Source organism: Sulfuricurvum sp., assembly GCF_028688295.1.
Lineage (GTDB): Bacteria > Campylobacterota > Campylobacteria > Campylobacterales > Sulfurimonadaceae > Sulfuricurvum.
The window spans coordinates 1-22,807 of record NZ_JAQTYM010000035.1; the positions used below are offsets into that span (position 1 = coordinate 1).

The window sequence follows — 22,807 nt, forward strand, 5'->3', positions numbered from 1 at the left end:
TTACGCAGACCGTTTTCGTAAATCGTTTTTCCCTGCATTGGAGAATTTTCACTGACTCTTGCTTCTAAAAAATACTCGGCACGCGATTCATTCTCATTTGCTACATCAGGGAGAACCATAGGTGCTAGAATAACCACAACTGCCGTAACAGCTATCGCAATCACCGAGCCAACAGCAAAAAAATCAAACATTTTCAAGCTTCCCAGTCCTGCATCAACGACGAAACTGTTAACGATCAGGTTAGTCGACGTACCGACCAGCGTGATCGTCCCTCCCACTATCGCAAAATATGACAGAGGAATCAGCAATTTGGAGGGTAAAATATTTTTCTGTTTTTTCAAGCTCCCCATCAGCATCGCCACCACTGCCGTATTGTTTAAAAAAGCGGAAGAGAGTGTGGCAATCGCCGAAAGTTTGAGAAGTGCGAAACGTTCCGTCGTATTTTTACTCACCATTGGTGCGATCTGAGCGATCAAATGAACTTTTTCTAATCCGATAGAAATCAAGAGCAAGAGGACCAGAGTAATCACCGACTCATTAGCAAAATTTCCCAAAAAACGGTCCGTTGGCAAAAAACCGCCAAGATAATAAATCACCAGTAGTCCGGAAAATAAAACCACCGGCTTAAAACGGTTGCTCATCAATAAGATCAAAAAAACGAGAAATGAGACGAGAATAAATTCTTTTTCCATATCGACTTACAACCCTACCGGGCTCAGTGCCCGCTGATATCGAGACATTGCCACTCCGGGAAATGAGTACGAATATAAACATTGAGGGCCATTTCAGCTTCCGTATAGGTGCGTAAAGTACTTTGCTTAGAATCACCCCCGAGATGTGAGGAGACAATCATACCCGCTCCGAGCGTTGCATTGGTATAACGGTCGATGATAATAAAACTTCCCGTCATTTTATTGTCGATGTACGCATCACACGCGATGGGGCGATCGATATTCAGCGTACATTTCGCGATGTCATTGAGTTCTAGCTTTTGCGTCGGAAGTTCATCAAACGTATTGACCTCTTTTTTGTATTCGATGGAGCCAAATACTCCATTCATAACTGACGTAGAGCGTTTGATGATATAGCTGGTCCCGATATTCATCGGAGTCTCACTCATCCATACCACCATGACATCAAATCGATCTGCAACCTCAGGAACGGCATCTGAGTGGACTATCATATCGCCACGGCTGATATCGATCTCATCTTCGAGGGTGATCGTCACGGCCATCGGAGCAAACGCTTCCTGAGTACTTTCCACCGTTTCATCAAAATTTTTCGGACAAAGGTCCTTGATATCAGGGGTAACAATGCTCTTTATGCGGCTCGTTTTGCGTGATGGGAGAACAGTGATTGCATCCCCCACTTTCATCGATCCACTTGCAATCGTCCCGGCAAATCCACGGAAATTAAGATGTGGTCGACTGACATATTGGATAGGAAAACGCAATGAGGTGTGTTGAGGATCTTGGGTAGCATTCAGATTGATCGAATCTAGCATTTCCATCAACGGCTGAGCGGTATACCACGGTGCTTTTTCACTTTTGGAGACAACGTTATCGCCATTAAGAGCCGACATCGGGATAAATTCAATCTGAAGTGCTTTATGGTTAGGGAGCTGAGGAACCAATGCCAAATATTCGGCTTTAATCTGCTCAAACCGCTCCTGCGAAAAATCGACCAGATCCATTTTATTGATGGCGACGACGAGATTACGGATCCCCAGCAATGTAACAATATACGAATGGCGACGTGTCTGCGTCAGCACTCCCTGACGGGCATCGATCAAAATTATTGCCAAATCGGCCGTCGATGCCCCAGTCGCCATGTTGCGGGTGTACTGCTCATGACCCGGAGTGTCGGCGATGATAAATTTACGTTTGTCGGTTGAGAAAAAGCGGTACGCGACATCGATCGTGATCCCCTGTTCCCGTTCACTTTGCAATCCATCAACGAGGAGAGCCAAATCGAGTTCGCCCCCTTGTGTCCCCACTTTTTTAGAATCTTTTTCGATGGCTGAGAGCTGATCTTCGAAAATCATTTTCGAATCATACAGCAAACGTCCGATGAGGGTACTTTTCCCATCATCAACACTGCCGCAGGTGATAAGACGCATCAACCCTTTGTTTTCATGCATCTTGAGATACGCCTCAATATCGCTTGCTATAAGATCACCTTGATGCGCCATTAAAAATACCCCTCGATTTTTTTCTTTTCCATCGATCCGGAAGAATCGCTGTCGATAAGCCGTCCCTGTCGTTCAGAGGTTGTTGTAAGCAGCATCTCTTGGATAATCTGCGGCAAAGTCGTCGCTTCAGACTCTACGGCACCGGTAAGCGGATAGCACCCTAGCGTACGAAAACGGACCAGCTCTTTTTTTGCTGTTTTGCGAAGCTCTTCTGGCATCCGATCATCATCTACCATGATAAGCGTCCCCCCCATCTCGACCACATCGCGCTCCGCAGCAAAATAGAGAGAGGGAATCGGGATTTGCTCCAGGTAGATGTATTGCCAGATATCGAGTTCCGTCCAGTTGGAGAGTGGGAACACACGAATACTTTCACCCTTCTGATGGCGTCCGTTATAAACATTCCACAGCTCAGGACGCTGGTTTTTCGGGTCCCATCGGTGATTCTTGTCACGGAATGAATATATCCGCTCTTTTGCCCGACTTTTCTCTTCATCACGCCGCGCTCCACCGAATACGGCATCAAACTTGTAGATATCGAGCATCTGCTTGAGCCCTTCGGTCTTCATGATGTCGGTATGGAGTGCCGAACCGTGTTCGAAAGGGCTAATGTTCATCTCAGCACCTTTGGGATTTACATAAACGATCAGATCCATCCCCACTTCTTGTGCTCGTCGGTCACGAAACTCGATCATTTCACGAAATTTCCACATGGTATCGACATGAACGAGAGGAAATGGCGGCGGTGCAGGATAAAACGCCTTTTGTGCCAGATGGAGCATTACAGAGCTATCTTTTCCGATACTGTAAAGCATGGCAGGGTTTTCAAACTCCGCAACTACTTCACGCAAGATATGAATTGACTCAGCTTCGAGTTGCTTGAGGTGGGTAAGGCGTTGCTCGTTTAACATTAAAATCTCTCTTTGTATGTTGTACAGAATAGATTCTAACGAAAGATTACTTTGTCTATGTTTTGACGTAAGGCTATACTCCTCTTTTAAAATCCCAATCTCTTCTTTTAAATAATCTTTTTTAGCCTTGTTGATTAACTCTTATTGATTTTTCATAAAGTATTTCAGGGTCTAAATCCAAATGATTTGACCATTCTATAGAATCAAAACTTACCTTTACACTATTAAAAATAGACTTATCTTTTAATTCTGCAAATTTACCGATATGCAGATACTCAGATACATCAAAAACTCTCTTTTCACTATTTTCAAAAGTCAAAAGAAGTTTATAATCATTTTGTGGTTCAACTGATTTAATTGCTAAGTACATGGTTTTTCCTTATTTTAATGGCTCAATAGAAAATGGCAATTCACCGTTTTGAGCTAAATTCCAATCTGCTATCAACTCATCTTTATGCAATTCCGCCCAAGCTTCAGCAAGCTTTTTTTGTTTGTTTGGTAATTTGCCATCGCTTAATTCACAACTATTTAAGTCTAAGATTGCAGTATATTCATTATAGTAGGCATGGATATGAGGCGGATTATGCTCATTTGGAGAGCAATACATTCTTATGATTATCCCATAAAACATGCTGATAGTTGGCATCCAAAATCCTTAATAATTACATTGATATTATTATAGCCAAATGCATATAAGAGATATTTATTTAAATATAATTTAACAGTATGTTAAATAGAGAGACATTTTATCGATTGATGATATGGTAAAATCCAATTTTTTCTATTCTTGGTTTGCGAGGCATTTCAGCCCCATTTTTGTTTATCGTAACGAAAAATTAGTTAAAAGTAAAACTCTGACCCTGATGTTCTTAGGCATTGCTTTGGTAGCGGGTAAAAAACGTGTGCCATATCCTGCAGCTGGAAATAAACATACTTTAATCGGTGATCTTTTTCTCATTATGTACCTTTCTTCGTCATTTTTTGTTCCCAATTCAATGCATTTTTACATATCAGTTCCAAATCATCGTATTTTGGTTTCCAGCCCATAATATTTTTAATTTTTAGATTGTCAGCAATAAGTTCTGCAGGATCACCTTCACGACGGAGAGCGATTTCTACTTTGAAATTGACACCGCTTACCCGTTTGACCATATCTATGACCTCTTTGACGCTATATCCATGACCATATCCACAGTTAAACACGTCACTTTCATGCCCCTCATTCAAATAGTGCCATGCTTGGATATGTGCAGATGCTAAATCCTCAACATGTACATAGTCACGAATACAACTACCATCCGGAGTCGGATAGTCAGCTCCAAACATCATGATCTTTTCACGCTTGCCGATAGCTGCATGAACGATTAGAGGAATCAGATGAGTTTCATGAATATGACATTCACCGATAGAATTATCCATGCTCGCACCCGCTACGTTAAAATAGCGAAGTATCACGTATTTAAAATCTTGATTTGCACGTGCTGCATCTTGAAGCACCAGTTCACTCATGAGCTTGCTCATGCCATAAGGATTAATAGGAGCAGTAGGTGTGGTTTCTCGTATTGGCATCTTCGAAGGCTCACCGTATACTGCTGCGGTAGAACTAAAGATAAATTTATTAACTTCGTATTTTTGACACATGTGAATCAAATGTGTAGTATTGACTGTATTGTTCATGTAGTATTTCAATGGATTAAGAACGGATTCACCCACTTGCAAATGCGCAGCAAAATGAATAACGCCATCAAATTTAGAATCCTTAAACAACTCTTCTACTCGTCCAAAATCGTTTAAATCTACATTGAGAAACTCAAATCTATCCGATTGAAACAACAGCTTTAGTTCACTGATGCTATCAAAATAGCCTCCGCATAGATTATCAATTACAGTAATCTTTATGTCTTGCATTTGGGAAAGTTGTCGAACGACATGGCTCCCTATATATCCAGCACCGCCGGTTACTAAGATATGCATAGGTTCATTCTCCTTATTTTGCATCACCGAACTCCTGTCCATAACCAGGTATTCTGGCGACCATATTGTTTTTGTCTTCCGCTGTGACGAACCTGTAATAATATCGATCCTGGGCAAACGTCCGCACGACCCGTTCATCGCCAGAGCGTTGCAACGACCAAAGAAAAAATTCAGGGTGAACCATGCTCAGACGGTGCGGATCGGCGGGAGGTATTCCAGGGAACAGTTTTTCAGCACTCGTCTCACGGACATAAAGTAGCAAATTTTGCCGATACCACCATTCGACTTCTGAGTTATTCCACAATGCGTGGCGAAGAAAATCAAGCGGAATAAATCCGAAAACCGCAAACTTTTCGGCCCAGTATTCGAGCCAGTTTTCATTAACATGACCCGCACCACCTTGATATGGGAGTGCAGCCGAAAATAACACTACGTCTGAAAGAGCACAGAGGTCAGCAATAAACCCTTCAGCACGTTCGTGACTTAAATGTTCTGCCACTTCTAACGACATCGCCATATCAAATGTCCGTTCGAGATGAAAGGCGGTTTCCAGGTCCACAGGATAAAAATTGTGCTGGTCAATCATCAAAGCACCATCGATGACATATTCCCCGTCGATACCCAGTATGTCGGACACACCGAATGTTCTCGCTGTTTCCAGCCATACGCCGGTACCACATCCCACATCAACCACGCTAGCTGGACAGAACAACTCAAACAAATACTTCAACACAACCGATGCAGAGGTCTTACTCCCGGTTTTCTGTCGTTCATAAAATTCTTTGTCATATTTCATCATGGCATACTTTATACTACAGGATTTTCAAAAGGTGGGTTGCATAATAGTGCCTGTTTTCTGTACTGTATTTCTTTATCAAGACGAAGTATTCGATGGCAAGCTTGAGCTGCCATATAGTTTGCGAATCCTGATTTAGGAAATTTTTCGGCTAAAGTAATGAATACTTCAGGAACAAACCGTTTTTCTATAAATAATTGCGTATACCATGTCTCTAAAAGCTCTTCAGGCATAACAATCCCATTGTAAAATCCATATTCTTCATACCCTGCAAGCATTTTAGTGTCAATATATTCATCATAAATATCAACTAAAAGTTTTTTTTCAGATAAGCAAGAAGGGATGATATGCCCGCATTCTGGGCAAGTGTAAATTTCAACCCCATGAAGCGAAGCGATCCTATTTGCGAATACATTATCCATTGGAGCTAACGAACCGACCAAAACACAAAATTTCGTATGTGTATGGCCTGACATCAATCTATATAAATCCCAATATAATTTATCGGTATAGCGTTCAAACATCTCAGAATTCCCCAATTTTGCGCTGTTGCTGCCGACTATGCCAATTTGAATATCGATGCCGGAAATTAATGCATGTTGTGCTTTAAGCAAAATAGCATATAAAGCCGCACCATAACCACCCATCGAGCTCCCAAGGGTCATGATATGAAGAATATTATGCCGTTTTATAAGTATTCTTATATACTGCAGGGTTTCCTCCAACGTATTTCCAATTCCTTTAACACCCTTCAAATACCAAAGATTATCAACGTCTGCCAAATACAGTACATGAACCTTATCCTGTCGGTTTTTCACCTCTAAGTAGCGAAATAAATCGAATCGAGGAATATTATCCTTGTCGAAAGGCGCGAACGAAATTAAAAGATCACTATTCTCTCGACTTCCTTCTAAAAATAGAAAATCTTTTCTTTCAATAATCATATCTAACTCCTGGATACCACAGGTATCATTGTTTGGACAAGTCCCGCTGACAGATATAAAAAAATGTATTCATTCAAAGGGATACGTACATGCCATCGCCTTGGTTAGATACAAAGCGGATGCTTCCTCATTTCCCTGATATTGACATGCCCTTGCAGCTAAATGGTTGGCAAACCCTGAATCTGGATATTTCTTTACAAGATTCAGATAAGTCTCGGGAACGTACGGCTGTAATCCGTAGACCTGCGCATACCACGTTTCAAGCACCTCCTTCGGATGAATGATCCCTTCGACGAGCCCCCCCAGTCCCTGAAGATCTTCCCCGTTCAAAAAGGCGTCGTAAACTGTGTCGAAACACTCCATCTCGGTAAGGCAAACAGGTATGCGGTGCCCACACGTCGGAAGCGTATATACCGTAACATGGGGATTCAATGCCAAAGGTTTTACAGAAATACTGTCTACCGGCGCTAGTCCGCCTAGGATCAGGTGGTATTTCCCCTGTGTATTGGCAGCAACGTAAGGCTCAAGATTCCAGTAGATTGGGTCGGTTGTTTCCGCAATCACTTTCGCCGTACCCATGGAGCCACTGTAGCTTCCTGGAGCGTTAATGACTCGGTCTACACCTGTCCCGAAAATCCGGTCGACTTGTAGGATCGAGCCGTAAAGCACCGAAGCAAATCCCCCCATAGAACCCCCTAGCGTATAGACCCGCTCAATGCCGTTTTCACGGATAAGTTCCCGAATGTAATCGAGGGTCGAGTCAATACTCCCGAGTGACTGAACACCGTTGAGATACCAAAGGTTTTTCGTATCGGCAAGCAGAAGAACATGGTAGCCATCCATGTATTTTTTGTGCATGTAATTGAAGAAGTGAAACGTGAGCTGATCTTTTTCCTGGAACGCAGAAAAAGAGATCAAAAGTTCATTACGCTTTCCGTTCCCTTTAAGAAATTTGTAATCCTGGTTTCTCTCTTCAGCGGCACCCATACTTTTGCCCTTTCATCAGGCTTCGTACCAAGAGATTCCGTACTTTTCACCGAATTCTGCATTGATATAGCGGATCGTCTCAAGATGGCGGGCAAGAAGTTTCTCCCTGATCGCAGCGGTGATCTTCATTTTACGCCCTTCAAAGACTACTTCTTCGAGGTTCTTGAAATGCACTTCGTCGTACTCTATTTCCAAAAACCCGCACACTTTTTCGAGCAGGGCTTTGGGATAGTGCTTGACGTTGTCGTAAAAATCTATCATAAAGTTATCAGGATTTGGGATTGTATTCCGCCACTGTTCGATGATTCCTTTATAGTCTGAGCGCTCATATACCCCTTTAAAATCAAGGATGTCAAGAATCTGTTTTTCAATTTCGTCATTGGCGTCAAAATCGACTTTTTCAACCTGCCCACGGTGGTCGAGGATCATTTTCGCATGTGAAAAGTCCCTGTCGACCGGATGACGAAGCAGAAGGATAAACTTCGCATCTGGGTTGAGCCGTACCATGTGTTCGATCCCGACTTCGGGTAGAAGCGAATACTCCGGCGTAATCTCACCAGCTATCTGTCCCGGTTTCGAAGGCGAGAAGAAATTGGCATACCAGATATCGTTGAGTTCGTTTTTGCCGCATTTGGCAAGGTATTCTACGGAAGCGTAATCAACTTTGTGCTGTTCGAGCCGGTGAGCAATCATTTTTTTGATCCTCGAAAGCCGGTGTTCATCGGTCCATGTTCGGTGGTCCGGGAGATATAAATGGTTGAAGTACTGAATCTCTTTGAGAGGGGGCATAAAGACACTAGGATGTTTGCTCAACTGAGCATGCAGCCATGTCGTACCGGCTTTTTGTACTCCTATGCCATAAAAATCGGGAAATTTCATTCCTGCTCCATTCCTTTAAAATTTCAAGTTTATCGTCTGATGTTTCAGTTTATTTAGTAATTCGCTAATCTCAATCATGTGGGATGTATGGTGTTCAAAACGCGTTGTAAGTTCCTGTGTATCTAATGATTCAAGTATATTAGCCAATCTGTCATTCACCGATGAGAGGCGCATCAGACCGTCGCCATCAATAAATTCCTTAATGTTAAACACCTTTCTACCGCATACGAAAAGTACCCAGGCCGCAGTCGCGATACGATCTGATTCTTCAAGATTTATGATAAGCGCAGCTCTCGCGGGCTTTTTGAGTTCCATATAATCCTTTGCAACCTGTTGAATATTGACACGGCTTTCAATATACCAATCGATTTCATTCGAATCGATAAGCCACATAAAATTATACTGTTTCGCAAACAATTGCATCAAAAATTCGTACCAAAACCGAATTTGTTTTTTTGTCCCACTTAGCATAACATACAAGGTATCGCATTCTTCGACAGGTTTATTTTGCCATAATCCATTTTTAAGATCACTAACAATCCCAGGTAACGGACCAACATGCCAGTTCAAAGCACCGTTGCTAGAAAACGTTCTTTGCATTATTGATTGCACCAGAACATCGATACCTTCATAGCTATTACCAAGGTCTGCCTGTTTGAGACAACGATCGTCAAAATACCAGTATTTGTGCCCAAATATCTCTTTGTTAAATGTCAGTTCAGAGAGGTTCCAAAGTATTTCGAACCCCCAAATCTTTCCGATTTCCTCAAGCGTGACTCGGTCCCATATTTGACTTGGGACTGTCACAGTTTCTTGACAAGTGACAAACAACCAGTCATTTTTCTCTTCGAGATATGCCTGTACCCCAGGAGTCATTTTATAGGGATAATAAACTACTGTTCGATATTCCCAGTTCAGGTTGTTGATGACGTTTTCCGCTTGTAGCCGGTAAAGAGAATTTTGCAGATAGCAATATTCAGGTAGTACGACCACTGCGGTTTTACGATGCCCTTTCAAAGTAGCGCAAAAATGGTCAATCGTATCGATCACTTCCGATTGCAAAGCCGACTGTGCATCCACGGTAGCCTTACGCAGTTCTTCGATTATAGCAGGATCATAAGCGGCATGAACAATCGCCATTGCAATCTCTTCAAGACTCTCCATCGCCTGCCAGTCATGGAAAATCGGATAACCTTCGTATGCATGTTTATGTGCGATGAGAGGCACCCCATAAGCAAGGGCTTCTCCCACCTTAATTTTCAAACCCGTACTAAACGTCATAGGAACAAGCGCAATATCGAGTTGAGTATAAAAATCGTCAAGTTCTTCCACGCGCCCGATTTTTTCGACAAAAGGGTGATTAAAATCCTGTAGATCTTTACACATAGTCCCAGCCAAAATAATTTTTACTGGTGTCATGTATTTTTCAAAAATCGGAAGCGCCGTTTTAAGGAAATCCTTCGTATTGACAACATTAATGTTATTCCGGGCACCGACCATTCCGACAGTGAGATAGCCATTCGCCTTGTTAGGACACTGAAAATGGAAGCCAGGCTTATCTTCGACATGTAAAAGCGTTTTGAAAACCGTCTTTAGATTGCCATATTGCAGCGCCAATGAACGGAAAAATTCTTCTTCTTCATGTTTAATCGCCCATACTACATCAGCACGAGCGAATGCTTTCGACTCTTCTGCCTGAGTCGTATGAAAAAACTCTTTTTTGATCCCGTGCGTTTCAAGTAAATCGCCGCGATTACTGAAACGATCATGGGTGTCAAGCACTTTCAGACACTTTGTTGGTACAAAATCAAGCGCTTTGGAAAGCCATGTATAGTTGACGATAATTGCGTCGAAATTATTTACTGAACACAACCATTTTATCTCTTTTTCAAGGGCATTATCCCACCATTCGTCGATCCGATGGTCATCATTTTCCGGCGATGTATGCAATGGTCTTGAAGGCGCCGCTTTGTAGTAATAATTCCACTGTTCCATCATCATACGTTCAGCTTGTTTTGGATAGTGACCACGCCACTCCCCTTCCGAAGGATAATGGAGAAAATGGATAACCGCCCCTCGTTTTTTCAGCGCATTGCAAACGGAAAAAATCCTTTTTCTGTTGCCATAATCCAAAGGCCATGTAGGAGTTGGCGATACGACAAGGATTTCAGCTCCATTGAGTTTCAAGCCATCAATCATATTATTCCTCCAGCCCGTCGAATCCTGCCAATGCCAGTCTCGTAATTGTATAAATCGCCGAAAGTTGCCACCGAAATACTCCCGGGTTATCTGTTTCCACTTGCAAAGCTCGAATATTTCTATTTTGCGGTTCCATATTGTTGACGTAAGCGATCAGGTTCTCCCAATCTGATTTGAGGTATTTTACCTGTTCCTCGGGTTTCATCAAAAAATCCGACGTAGCTTGCCATGCTGCGCGACGTCGAAACCAGCTTTGTTCTAGCCGTTTTTCTTCCACTAAGTGATCAACTCGCGCTTCAGGCTGATAAACAAGTTTTTTACCGCTAGCACGTATTTTTTCTATGAGATCGCTTTCTTCATTACTCAGCAGCGTCGCACCGCTCCCTTTTCGCCCAAGGTTCACTGCGAACCCTCCATTTTCTTTGAGTGCGACAACACGGAATGTGATATTAGCACCGGCAAACCATTCTTCAGAGCTAGCTATCCGGCACTCGCCGCCCCAATTAACTACCGATACATTTCCAAGTAGTTCATCGCCCAGCCATGAAGGCCGGGGCTTTGCCCAAATCGGATCTATACGGCCACCGATAACGTCCACATCTTCACCAAATTGTTCCACTGCTACAAGAATTTTTTCCAACCATTCAGGGATAGCAATAGCATCATCGTCCAAAAATGCTACAAAAGGGCTCTGAGCAAGATTAGTCGCAACGTTTCTCGCGTTGGAAAGCCCAGGCGTTTTTTCAATAACATACTTAAGATTTGAAATATGTGTGTAAGTTTTCCCAACTTCTTCGGAACGTACAAAATCAGGTGAATTATCAATTACCAATATTTCAAAATCCGATGGAAGAAGCGTTTGTTGCTCAAGACTTTTTATCGCTTTTTCAAGTACATCATAACGGTTGTAAGTACAAATGACTGCAGATATTCTCTTCATCACATATCCCTTATTCAACAACAAGTTTTAAAAAGGCTACGGCAAGAAGACGTGTATCAGTCGCATCTGGATTAACCTCTTTGGGCGCAAATGCCGTCTGAGTATGGAACGAAAGACGTGTCAGATGAACGTACATGTCAGCAGGTAGCACTCCTTCGTAAACGTAATTTTTGTCTGTTTGAATACGTTCCAAATGCACTTCTTCACCATTGGCATAACAGGTAACTTTTTCAATTACTTCTGGTTTAATAGCTGCAATCAAATGCAATGAAACTTTCTTCTCTTCACTTCTTTTTACTGGAACCTCAACATAAAAATCCTGTTTCGTCCATCGAAAAAGAAGCCCCGATTCAGCCTCCTCCGCATCGTAAAAACCTTGATCCTGCCACAGAGTATTAATGGCACGAACTTCAACCCGATCACGCAGAAAAGTAGGTGCTTCTAGGTAACCATTGTCGATGATAAGACTGTTCATTTTCTCGACATCATTGTATTTAACCAATAAATTCTGACAGCGTTCTAACATTATTTCCTGTTTGATAATTCGTTCTATCAATACTATATGCCAATTTTCAGGTTTATTTTCAACCTGTTCAATCAAGTCAGAAACACGTTTTTCGAATTCTGCTGTTTTTTCCACTACTTCATTGGCTTTCATAATACATCTCCTTATTCATTTTACTTTTACTTTAAAGGCACAAAATATGCCATTCTAACAAAACATCCTTACATTTATCACAGATTCACAGTTAAATATTAATCAAATATTTAAAGAGGCTTCTGTTCAAACGGAATATATGCAGACAATATCTGTGCAATTTTCTCCTCAAAAGACTTTCCGGCTTCAGATTCAAAATGTTCAGGCTTGTACCACTCATACCCCTTATAGGGATATGGAATTGCATGATGATCAATAAAATCGCTGCTTAGCTTCTGCGGATAGAAGTATTCAATCTGATAAGCCTCCGGCTCAAAGAAAAAGAGAGAAAGCAGTTTAAAGTTAAGTTCTGGAAATTTTCTTCTCAAAATGGAACATAATTCAATGGGATAGACAACTCTCGCATACGTACATATAAAAAGGATGTCAGAATCCTTCAGATATTGATAAAAGTTTACAACTCTTTTTTCATATTTTTCTTTTAACAATGCAAAATTGTCTGCAACATACCTAGCAATCTCATTAGGATCAGATTCATGATTAAAAACGATATGGTACTTAGTGTGTACAATTTTATTATGTTCGTTAACAGCGAGATAGTCAACATTAAGAAAATCTCGAAAATCAGTTTCAATCAACTCACATACTGCCATATAAGGAGTTACAGACAAATCAAAAGGAAGTGTAAGTTCACCTTCGTTTTTTGTTTTTTTGAACCCTTTGCGCGTCGGTATGGTCCTTGGAATACAATTATTACCCAATGAAACAATATGCTTGAACCGTTTAGAGTATTTTTGTACGGGACTCCCATGCAAGCGCATATACTCCGTATAGTATTCAGTAGTTTTTTCCTGAACATTATGTACAAATCGTTCAATAGACTGCATTTTCTGAAAGCCATCCCACGTGATTTCTGAAATCAAATGACTATGTTTCTTCCATTTTTCGGCTTGTTTTAAAACTTTTGCGTAAGTAGGCGCTTCCGGATTTTGTACAACACCCTGATCCCCAGCTGCTTTGGATTTTTTGAAATGTTTGTGATACTCTTTTTGTCTATCATCAACCTGCATATCCAAAAATACCATAATTTCCGAAAGTGTCCTTTCGAAATTCTGCAAAAATGCCTCGTACGACAGAAGCAGCGTTTTATCTGAATATCGTGAAACAAATTCTTCAATCTGTCTAATCCCCGTGTAAGCAAAATCAATATAATGTTGATACGATTCTTTACCGACTTTCAAATCGTGATGACCCCACCATTTACGTGCACCGTCGATTCGCGACAAATACGCATGATTTAATTCACGAACAATCCATATGATACGTACCTCCACATCATCCACTTGCTTCATATTTTCTACACACTTCGAAATCCATTCTATACAGTAATGATCGCTGGTTGTTTCTTTTAATACCAAGTGAGATAAGTCACGAACATCTAATCCGAAAATATTGTAATATTGGTCAACAAACTCGGATATGCTTTTTAATGGTTCCGGTTTAGTCTCTCTTCTCGTATTCCAAGGTTCAAACCACACATTACAACTTGGATGTACATCCAATACAGCTGCAGTCATTGTCGTTCCAGAACGGGGCAATCCTAAGAGGCACACGATCGTTTTTTTCATCAACTATTCTCTTTTATAATCATCTTCTACGCGTACTATATCATCTTCTCCAGTATATTCCCCTACTTGAGCTTCGATCAGCACAAGCGGTATTTTCCCCGGATTTTCGAGACGATGGTTCATCCCCATTGGAATATAGGTCGATTCATTTGCACAGATCAGTTTCTCATCATCCCCAATACGCACTAGTGCTGTTCCGCTCACCACGATCCAGTGTTCATTGCGATGAAAATGTTTTTGGAGGCTCAAACGTTTGCCGGGGTTGACCACAATCCGTTTGATCTTGAAACCTCTTTGTTCTTCGAGGATCGTATAAGTCCCCCAAGGACGATGAGCTGTAAGATGGATGTGATGTAGATCACTCTCCCCGCTCTTTAGTTTGGCAACGACCTCTTTTACTTTTTGTGAGTTCCCTTTTTTTGCAATCAAGAGTGCATCCGCCGTATCAACAATAATAAGATCTTCGACATCCGTTAGTGCGATTGCCCGCCCTTGTGTATAAATGAAGTTATTTTTTGCGTCAACTGCATACAGATGATCGCATTGGGTATTACCTTCATCATCTTTTGGCATATGTTGATCAAGAGCATCAAAACTCCCTAGATCACTCCAACCAATATTAGCCGCAACAACACGTACTTTTTGACTTTTTTCCATAACAGCATAGTCGATACTCTCTTCAGGGATCATCGCCATATCATCATGAGTGATTCGTATCATCCCCTCTTTGTTCGCATTTTCATATGCTCTTAATGAAGTTTCGTATATCTCTGGAGCATACTGACGCAGTTGTGCTAAAAAGACTCCTGCCCTATAACAGAACATTCCGCTGTTCCAGTAAAAATTACCAGCCTCATAATAACGCTTTGCCGTCTCCAAATCGGGTTTTTCATGAAAAGCGAGGACATCCTCTCCTTTCGATTCGATATAGCCAAAGCCCGTTTCGGGATACTCAGGCTCGATACCGAATGTGACTAAAAATCCCTCTTGTGCTAGTTCTGATGCACGTTTTACTGCACGTACATACGCTTCTTTATCGCGGATCAAATGATCCGATGGTGTAACTAGCACTACGCTTTCTTCGTCTATGTCAAAACATGCCATTGCGATTGCAGGAGCTGTATTGCGCCCGATAGGTTCGAGCAGATAGCTACTTGTTTTTACCCCTGATTCATGCAGTTGATCGATAGCCAAAAAATACTGCTCCGCGTTGGAGACAATCATTTGGGTCTCACACAACTCTTTATTACGCTCGACACAAAGCTGAAAAAGCGATTTTTCCTTAAATAGCTTGACAAACTGTTTGGGCATCAGGGTTCGACTCAACGGCCACAAACGAGTTCCATTGCCTCCGCATAAGATAATATTTATCATAGTCCAAGCCTGTTCATCTTTTGTTTTGCATACTCTTCGGAAAAATATTGCTTACAATAGTTTATACTTCTTTTTGAGTACGCGTTCAATCTTTCACTGTCATGGTACAGGGTATTGATCTCCATTGCCATATCTTCAGCCGTATCTAGTACAGACATACAATCCGTCGCGTTAGACATTCCCTCAGCACCTATCGTCGTGGTAACGGTAGGCATCCCTTCATAGAGTGCTTGGACGATTTTCCCTTTTACTCCAGCGCCATAGCGTAAAGGAGCAACCATCATACGACATTGTGAGAAATACCCTTCTAGCTCTTCATCACTGATAAAACCTGTGACAATGATCCGTTCATTTGCCATCTCTAAAATCTCATCAGGTGGGTTTGAACCGATGATATAAAGTTTAATATCTCCGAGATTTGCTATTACACTATCCCAAACTTCAGATACGAACCAACACATAGCATCAACGTTTGGTGAGTGCACGAATCCACCTACAAACATAATGTCACGACGCTCTGAAGCATCATAATGAACGTTTTTAAATTGGTCAAAAATATAGAGTGGGACAACGTCTACACTGATGGATGCGTCTATTTTTTTAATCTCATCCGCTTCGATATCGGAAAAATAGTATGAGGTATGTGATTTTTTCATCAAATCAAGCTCAACCTCTTTCCGCTTTTGGCTGCTGTGCAAAAGGGTTTGATTTTTTTTGATCTGGTATTCTCTCTCCTCACGAAGAAAGTGGAGATCATGACCAAAATATATGATCTCTCCTTTAGAGTTTTCTCGAATAATATCGATATACTTAACTGCTATATGCGGACGAGAGAGGATGAAATAATCAAACCGATAAGAATTTTCGGCAAGCCATGTTTGCCAGTTTTTATAATACCAGTTTCCGCATAGTACCTCAATACCCATTTGCTGCAACGATTCGAGATAATATGGTTTTTCGGGGTAATTGTAAAAATTGTCCCCGATAAACTTGACGTTCATCCCGTGTTTCGTCAGCATCTTGAGATATTGGAATGTAGCTTTCGAACCTGCATCCTGATCGAAATGAGGAAGATAATGGTCAACGAACAAAACGCTTTTTTTGTAACGGCTGCGGTCTCTTGCTAAAAATACATTTTCAGCATTTGGAAAATGATCTTTTTGCAGTACATCTTTCCACTTGTCAAAAAATTTCTCATAATTAATCACCTGATATTTCTTGATTCCGCTCCCAATATCCGTACCGTTTGATATTCCCTCAAAATGGACAACAACAGATTTTGGCTGATAAACGACTTTGTAGCCCCGTTTTCGAACTTCAAACGCTAAATCCGTATCTTCATAATAAGCAGGAACGAAACGTTCATCAAACCCTCCGATCTCATCCCACAGTTTCTTAGGAAGCATAATTGCAGCCCCTGAAATGTAATCAACCTCTTTTACATAATTGTACTCTGGCTTGTCCGGGTCATCACCACGCCCATAATTCCATCCGCTAGCATCGTTCCAAATAATCCCCCCAGCTTCTTGTAGAGTACCATCTGGATAAACCAATTTAGAACCAACCATACCTATCATCTGATTTGATTCAATCAATTCCACAAGGCTTTCAAGCCATAAATTCTGAACTTCAGTATCATTATTTAAAAAGAGAATATATTTTCCATTTGCAAGGCTTGCTCCATAATTACAATTTTTTAAAAATCCAATATTTTTTTGGTTTCTGACGAATTTTAGATTTTTAAGTTTACTTTTAAGCTGTTCACTATCTCTTTCTATCGAACAATCATCCATTACAATGATTTCATACGAAACATTTTTAACGCTATCTCTTATTGACTTTACACATGTATATGTGTATTCAATTTTATTATAAACCGGTATTATAATACTCACATCAATCTGTTTAAAGTTAGGCAGGATTACCTCTTCTAACAAATGAAAAGCACTGTGATTAACTAAATTTGATTGGATTTTAACCTTAGTATCTATACTTATATGATTTTCTTTTGTAGATACAAAAAAATACTCTTGATTCAATTTATGTAACATTCCATTGAAACCAATTCTTTTGTATCTTGCATGTGATTTTCTATATATTCTTGTAAATGATTCTCCATTTTTATAATCGTGTTTTGCTATCACAAACATTTTTCTTAATATTTGATAATATATAAATTGTTTTTTCAACACAAAAATCTTCATTCCATTCTTTAAACTATTTTTATTTTGCTATATTATTTAATGTAACTGAATCAGCAAAACAATAATTAGTTACAGTATTAAGTTACATATAAAGATTCCGCCGAATTTTCAGCGGGATCATTTTATCATATTACAATAAAGTCAACATTAGTTATGTTAGGAATACCCGTGAGAGTTGCGAATTGGATAGCAGCACCGGCTCCAGAACCGTCTGCATCATAAGAAAGTGCACCTGTAGAAGTATTGTAAACAATATAATCGATAACATCCATTGCAATACCTGAACCATTTGCGACGAAGTTCGATGCATTCAAAGTCCCTACTGCACTTAGTGACATAAAGATTGAATTTTCAAGTTTAATTATATCTTCACTAATACTAAAATCTGTGATCGTATCCTTATTTGATAAAGTATTTAAAGCATTATTAAAGACAAAACTATCTATTCCAGTTCCACCTGTCAGGGTATCATTACCATTTCCACCATATAATATATCATTTCCGGAGCTACCATTTAAAGTATCCCAACCATCATTTCCAATCAAATTGTCATTACCAACACCACCATTAAGAATATTCGCTTTACCATCTCCTGACAAAATATCGTCATACGAACTTCCTGTCAAATTCTCAAAATTGACAATTGTATCTGTCCCTGAACCACCGGTAGCCTGTGCAGCTGTACTCCACAATTTAACATTCACGCCGCTTGTAGCGCTTTCATATGAAACCGTGTCATATCCACCCTGTCCATCCATCACGTTATCTCCGCTTCCCGCGTAAATCACGTTATTCTGACTACTCCCTGTACCGTTGATAGCACTACTACTATTCAACCGCAATGCTTCCACGTAATTGCTCAGTGTATAAGATACGGTGCTGATCACCAAATCATTTCCTCCTGTATCTACCGCACCACCAACTACTGTCGTCTCACTGACAATATCTCCTGTATTATCCACGTAATATGTATCGTTACCCCAACTTCCAATCATCGTATCCGCACCGGCATTTCCATTCAAGGTATCGTTACCAGCTCCTCCATTTAGGATGTTCGCTATTCCATCTCCTGACAAAATATCGTCATACGAACTTCCTGTCAAATTCTCAAAATTGACAATTGTATCTGTCCCTGAACCACCGGTAGCCTGTGCAGCTGTACTCCACAATTTAACATTCACGCCGCTTGTAGCGCTTTCATATGAAACCGTGTCAATATCATCTCCTCCATTGAGGACATCATTTCCATCACCACCATCAACTGTATCATTTCCGGCTCCGCCGTTAATAATATCATCCCCACCTAAACCATAGATCGTATCATAACTTCCAACATCAATCTGATCACCGTTTAGTGTATCATTTCCACTCGTACCCGTTAAAACAAGATCATCACGGACCGCTGTAACATTGATCGTTACCGTATTTGCAGTTGTCGAGTAATCCGTACCATCAGAAACTTTAAATCCGAAAGAGGCATACGCCGTTCCATTTGCGTTAGCAGCAGGGGTAAAGGTGAATTGACCTGCATTAATAGCCGAAGCGAGAATCTCTTGGTTTAAGGTAACAGCGACACTGTTTAACGCAAGCGTTCCTACGGTAGGTAAAGTGGTTATTTGAACTTTAGTCAGTGCATCACCTACATCGGTATCGCTAAAGCTAAAGTGACTCAATGCGAATACGGTTGCGGTGTCTTCGTTTGTGGTTACGGATGCATTTGTCGATGTCGGTGGAGTATTTGGAGTAATGAGACTTGATGCAGCAATTATCGTATCGGAAAATTTAAGATATTCAATATTACTTAATGTATCAGATCCTTCACGCGATGTGGTTTGGTCAGTAACGGTAATGGTTCCACCATCGTTTAATACAATAGTGTATTGACTCGAAGCATAGGTAAATACTGCTGTATCATCTCCACCCTGACCATCAAGAAGATCGTTACCGTTGCCTCCGGTCAGAACGTTGGCATTATCATCACCTGTAAAAGTATCATTGAACGAGCTTCCTGAGAGGTTTTCTATCCCTGTGATAGTGTCGTATCCAGATGGTCCGGTATTTTGGGCTGTTGTAATACGAAGATCTACTACGAGTCCATTCGCGGAAACATTAGTGTAGCGAAGTGTATCGTTACCGACTCCTCCATCGATAGTGTCATCTCCGGCACCACCACCGATACTGTCGTTTCCATCGCCACCATATACCGTATCGTTTCCACCTCCGGCACTAATAGTGTCATCTCCAGCTAGCCCGTTAATGATGTTGGCATTATCATCACCTGTGAAAGTATCATTGAACGAGCTTCCTGAGAGGTTTTCTATCCCTGAGATAGTATCGTATCCAGATGGTCCGGTATTTTGAGCTGTCGTGATACGAAGATCTACTATGAGCCCGTTCGCTGAAACATTGGTGTAGCGGAGTGTATCGTTACCGGCTCCTCCATCGATAGTGTCATCTCCTGCACCACCGCCGATATTGTCATCCCCGTTGCCTCCGAAGATGATGTCATTGCCTCCTTGGGCTCCGATGAAGTCATTTCCATCGCTACCATTGATGATATTAGCATTATCATCACCATTGAGGGTATCATCGTATAAACTTCCTGTGAGATTTTCAATCCCTGTGATGGTGTCGTAACCTGAGTTAACGGTATTTTGGGCTGTTGTAATACGAAGATCTACGGTAACACCACTTCCGGCTAACAGATATTTAACCGTATCTGCTCCGTTTCCTCCATCAATAGTGTCATCTCCTGCACCGCCGCCGAGATTGTCATCGCCATTTCCGCCGTAGATCGTGTCATTACCATTTCCGCCAAGAATGAAATCATTTCCTTCCCCACCATCAATGATATCTGCCCCTGTACTCCCTGTAATAGTGTTATTGAGATTATTACCCCAAGCTGTACTTCCTAAAGTATACATGATGTCGAGATTTTCAACGTTGTAATTTAAATACGTCGATTGTTTATAACTGATCACTTTATCTGTGCCGTTGTTATCTTTTTCCCAATAGTTGTCATCGACCGTTCTCACTACATAGGTGTCATCTCCGCTTCCACCATCCATATCATTACCTAGAACAGAGTTTCCGCCATCGAGGGTGTCGTTTCCGCTGCCTCCGCTCATCCAGTCATCGCCGTCTCCACCGTAGATGGTGTCGTCTCCGGCTCCTCCTTCGAGATCGTCATCTCCGGCTAGCCCGTTTAGGGTATCGTCCCCCTCTCCTCCGTAGAGATACTCATTACTCGCAGTTCCGGTTAAGGTATCGTTACCTGCACCACCATCTGCCTCCATAACGCCGGTGAGTGTCCCTAGGTCGATGATAGTGTTTCCTGCACCGCCGATAGCAAATTTGAACGCTTCAGTATCTGTCCAGGCATTGCTTGCTCCATCCGTAACCGTGAAGGTATGGACTGCAGAAGCATCCAATACAACAAAATCGGTATCGCTAAGCGTAGTAGTCGATGAAGAGAGAATTACGGATGACCCGGTAATATTCTGGGTGAATGTACCCATATCGAGAGTACCGTTTTTATAGAGTTGTGCCCCGGTGAAATTGGCCGTTTGAACATTTTCACCAAATTCCAACCGGATCCCCTCTGTGGTAGTCATAACGTTCATCACTTCAGGACCGGTTTGATCGATGATTTGGACTTTGTTGAGTCCGTAGGTTGTTGTACTCAATGTTACACCAGAGACACCGTAAAGTGCCGTGACGAAGCTGTTCGTCCCCTCGGCACCTTTTTGGAAGACGACGAGAGCTTGCCCGTAAATATTGATCTCTGCCGCTACAGTCATACCTGCTTCGGCAATATTAAGATGTAGGTAATCATAGACCTCTTGGGCTTTTGCTACAGTATTGATATTAATGATGTTGCCACTCGCATCTTTAAACGTAACGATACCGCTAGTGATACTGTGTGATGCTACTAATGCTACGGGTGTTTGCGCACCATCGACGTAGCCGATCGTGTCGGATTTAATGGTGTTGGCGATGAGGCTGAGTTTATCGTTTGTCGTCGTTCCTGAAACGTCAAAACCATCAATGCTAACAGGGCCATCATTTATAAGACTAAAATCTTCATCAACGAACTGGTCTCCGAATTTGATAACATCGATCGCTGCGATTGATTCAATGATGTTGACGTAGCTTCCGTTATCCCCGCCATCAAGGGTTATTGTATCGGCACCGTTATTGGCAAAAACCGAATATGGCTGTGGATAATTCCAAACACCCGTCAAATTGATGGTATTACTGCCGGTTCCTCCTATAAATGCGGTTCCGTATGATAAATATCCGGAGACTCCGTACCCGATGGACCCATCGGATGTCAAGGTAATGAAATCGGTCGTAGCGATGGTAGCGTTGATCGTTAACGTCCACTGGGTAGTACCATCTCCTACTGCATTTAGAAGAGCAATTTCAACGCCCGCACTGCTAAATACATGCGCACCATAAGGATTTTGCAACGTCATCGCTTCGCTAAACGTTAAAATCACCTGATTACCCGATACCACAGCGGAGATGATTTCGGGTGATGTAGATTCATTACCAAAATTCATCGTAGAGTCGGAAAACTGCAATAACTCAATACCGACGAGGGTATCCGTTCCATCACCTGTGACGGTGATCGAACCATCTATATTTTCAGAGACAGTGTAATACGATGCCGCATTGCTGAACACAACAGTGTCGTATCCGCCAGCTCCATCAATCGTATTATTTCCGCTGTCTCCTGCGATAACATCATTATACTCTGAGGCAATAACATTTTCGATATTGCTAAAATAGTCTGTTTCAGCACCTATCGCAGCAGCACCGTAATTTAGATTGATGGTAACGGAGGAGGAAGCATCGGCGAAGGAGATCGTATCATTACCGTAGTCTCCATCTATCCAATCGTTTCCTGTTCCGCCATACAATGTGTCATTACCGTCTCCGCCGTAAATAAAATCATCACCTGATCCACCGTAGATAACATCGTTACCACCGATCAGGGCATCATCACCCACGAGCTCATCATTGCCATTACCCCCGGAGATCGTGTCATTACCGCTGCCTCCTGCAATCCAGTTATCGTTGTCATTTCCGATCAGGATGTCATCGCCGTCTTTTCCCT

16 protein-coding genes and 2 pseudogenes are annotated in these 22,807 nt (G+C 41.6%); all 18 read right to left on the reverse strand.

What is annotated here, in order from left to right; translation table 11 throughout:
• Positions 1-692 (reverse strand): SLC13 family permease (locus tag PHR02_RS08345; RefSeq protein WP_299991007.1); only part of this gene is annotated, 692 nt, incomplete at its 3' end.
• 23 nt (positions 693-715) lie between these two features.
• Positions 716-2,191, reverse strand: a complete 1,476-nt coding sequence (gene cysN / locus PHR02_RS08350) for a sulfate adenylyltransferase subunit CysN (RefSeq protein ID WP_299991009.1) — start codon at positions 2,189-2,191, stop codon at positions 716-718.
• Positions 2,191-3,102 (reverse strand): sulfate adenylyltransferase subunit CysD, encoded by a 912-nt coding sequence (cysD, locus tag PHR02_RS08355; RefSeq protein ID WP_299991011.1) that lies wholly within the window; start codon positions 3,100-3,102, stop codon positions 2,191-2,193. Before cysD ends, cysN begins: the two co-directional genes overlap by 1 nt.
• 121 nt (positions 3,103-3,223) lie before the next feature.
• A complete protein-coding gene (locus PHR02_RS08360; protein ID WP_299991013.1) occupies positions 3,224-3,472 on the reverse strand; it encodes a DUF2442 domain-containing protein in 249 nt (82 codons plus the stop codon).
• A 9-nt stretch (positions 3,473-3,481) separates the two neighbouring features.
• Positions 3,482-3,748, reverse strand: a complete 267-nt coding sequence (locus PHR02_RS08365; protein ID WP_299991015.1) for a DUF4160 domain-containing protein — start codon at positions 3,746-3,748, stop codon at positions 3,482-3,484.
• A 222-nt stretch (positions 3,749-3,970) separates the two neighbouring features.
• Positions 3,971-4,060 (reverse strand): annotated as a pseudogene (locus tag PHR02_RS08370) (UTP--glucose-1-phosphate uridylyltransferase); the annotation flags it as partial.
• Complete coding sequence (gene galE, locus PHR02_RS08375) at positions 4,060-5,076, reverse strand: UDP-glucose 4-epimerase GalE (RefSeq protein WP_299991016.1); 1,017 nt, start codon at positions 5,074-5,076, stop codon at positions 4,060-4,062. The gene galE and the pseudogene PHR02_RS08370, both read right to left, overlap by 1 nt.
• Before the next feature lie 13 nt (positions 5,077-5,089).
• Positions 5,090-5,875 (reverse strand): methyltransferase domain-containing protein, encoded by a 786-nt coding sequence (locus tag PHR02_RS08380; RefSeq protein WP_299991018.1) that lies wholly within the window; start codon positions 5,873-5,875, stop codon positions 5,090-5,092.
• 8 nt (positions 5,876-5,883) lie between these two features.
• Positions 5,884-6,816, reverse strand: a complete 933-nt coding sequence (locus PHR02_RS08385; protein WP_299991020.1) for a hypothetical protein — start codon at positions 6,814-6,816, stop codon at positions 5,884-5,886.
• Between the two features lie 69 nt (positions 6,817-6,885).
• Entirely contained in the window at positions 6,886-7,659 is a 774-nt protein-coding gene (locus PHR02_RS08390; RefSeq protein WP_299991021.1) for a hypothetical protein, read from the reverse strand.
• A 159-nt stretch (positions 7,660-7,818) separates the two neighbouring features.
• Positions 7,819-8,682, reverse strand: coding sequence for a sulfotransferase (locus PHR02_RS08395; RefSeq protein ID WP_299991023.1), 864 nt, complete (start codon positions 8,680-8,682; stop codon positions 7,819-7,821).
• Positions 8,683-8,697: 15 nt separating this feature from the next.
• Entirely contained in the window at positions 8,698-10,881 is a 2,184-nt protein-coding gene (locus PHR02_RS08400; RefSeq protein WP_299991025.1) for a glycosyltransferase, read from the reverse strand.
• A gap of 1 nt (position 10,882) precedes the next feature.
• Positions 10,883-11,821 carry a glycosyltransferase family 2 protein gene (locus PHR02_RS08405; protein WP_299991027.1) on the reverse strand — a complete coding sequence of 313 codons (939 nt, stop codon included), beginning with the start codon at positions 11,819-11,821 and terminating at the stop codon, positions 10,883-10,885.
• Positions 11,822-11,831: 10 nt separating this feature from the next.
• Positions 11,832-12,479: a hypothetical protein gene (locus tag PHR02_RS08410; RefSeq protein WP_299991029.1), complete on the reverse strand. Its 648-nt coding sequence runs from the start codon at positions 12,477-12,479 to the stop codon at positions 11,832-11,834.
• Positions 12,480-12,589: 110 nt separating this feature from the next.
• Positions 12,590-14,107, reverse strand: coding sequence for a DUF1796 family putative cysteine peptidase (locus tag PHR02_RS08415; RefSeq protein ID WP_299991031.1), 1,518 nt, complete (start codon positions 14,105-14,107; stop codon positions 12,590-12,592).
• Positions 14,108-14,110: 3 nt separating this feature from the next.
• A complete protein-coding gene (locus PHR02_RS08420; RefSeq protein ID WP_299991032.1) occupies positions 14,111-15,481 on the reverse strand; it encodes a mannose-1-phosphate guanylyltransferase/mannose-6-phosphate isomerase in 1,371 nt (456 codons plus the stop codon).
• On the reverse strand, positions 15,478-17,685 hold the full coding sequence (locus tag PHR02_RS08425) for a glycosyltransferase (protein WP_299991034.1): 2,208 nt from the start codon (positions 17,683-17,685) through the stop codon (positions 15,478-15,480). The genes PHR02_RS08420 and PHR02_RS08425 overlap by 4 nt, the downstream gene beginning before the upstream one ends.
• A 125-nt stretch (positions 17,686-17,810) precedes the next feature.
• Positions 17,811-22,807, reverse strand: a pseudogene (locus PHR02_RS08430) (hypothetical protein); the annotation flags it as partial.

Excerpts from the sequence above, each read along its gene's own strand:
- cysD (WP_299991011.1), bottom strand. The coding sequence starts at position 3,102 with ATGTTAAACGAGCAACGCCTTACCCACCTCAAGCAACTCGAAGCTGAG.
- PHR02_RS08385 (WP_299991020.1), bottom strand. The coding sequence starts at position 6,816 with ATGATTATTGAAAGAAAAGATTTTCTATTTTTAGAAGGAAGTCGAGAG.
- PHR02_RS08380 (WP_299991018.1), bottom strand. The coding sequence starts at position 5,875 with ATGATGAAATATGACAAAGAATTTTATGAACGACAGAAAACCGGGAGT.
- PHR02_RS08415 (WP_299991031.1), bottom strand. The coding sequence starts at position 14,107 with ATGAAAAAAACGATCGTGTGCCTCTTAGGATTGCCCCGTTCTGGAACG.
- galE (WP_299991016.1), bottom strand. The coding sequence starts at position 5,076 with ATGCATATCTTAGTAACCGGCGGTGCTGGATATATAGGGAGCCATGTC.
- PHR02_RS08390 (WP_299991021.1), bottom strand. The coding sequence starts at position 7,659 with ATGGATGGCTACCATGTTCTTCTGCTTGCCGATACGAAAAACCTTTGG.
- PHR02_RS08405 (WP_299991027.1), bottom strand. The coding sequence starts at position 11,821 with ATGAAGAGAATATCTGCAGTCATTTGTACTTACAACCGTTATGATGTA.
- PHR02_RS08425 (WP_299991034.1), bottom strand. The coding sequence starts at position 17,685 with ATGAAGATTTTTGTGTTGAAAAAACAATTTATATATTATCAAATATTA.
- PHR02_RS08400 (WP_299991025.1), bottom strand. The coding sequence starts at position 10,881 with ATGATTGATGGCTTGAAACTCAATGGAGCTGAAATCCTTGTCGTATCG.
- PHR02_RS08420 (WP_299991032.1), bottom strand. The coding sequence starts at position 15,481 with ATGATAAATATTATCTTATGCGGAGGCAATGGAACTCGTTTGTGGCCG.
- cysN (WP_299991009.1), bottom strand. The coding sequence starts at position 2,191 with ATGGCGCATCAAGGTGATCTTATAGCAAGCGATATTGAGGCGTATCTC.
- PHR02_RS08395 (WP_299991023.1), bottom strand. The coding sequence starts at position 8,682 with ATGAAATTTCCCGATTTTTATGGCATAGGAGTACAAAAAGCCGGTACG.
- PHR02_RS08365 (WP_299991015.1), bottom strand. The coding sequence starts at position 3,748 with ATGCCAACTATCAGCATGTTTTATGGGATAATCATAAGAATGTATTGC.
- PHR02_RS08410 (WP_299991029.1), bottom strand. The coding sequence starts at position 12,479 with ATGAAAGCCAATGAAGTAGTGGAAAAAACAGCAGAATTCGAAAAACGT.
- PHR02_RS08360 (WP_299991013.1), bottom strand. The coding sequence starts at position 3,472 with ATGTACTTAGCAATTAAATCAGTTGAACCACAAAATGATTATAAACTT.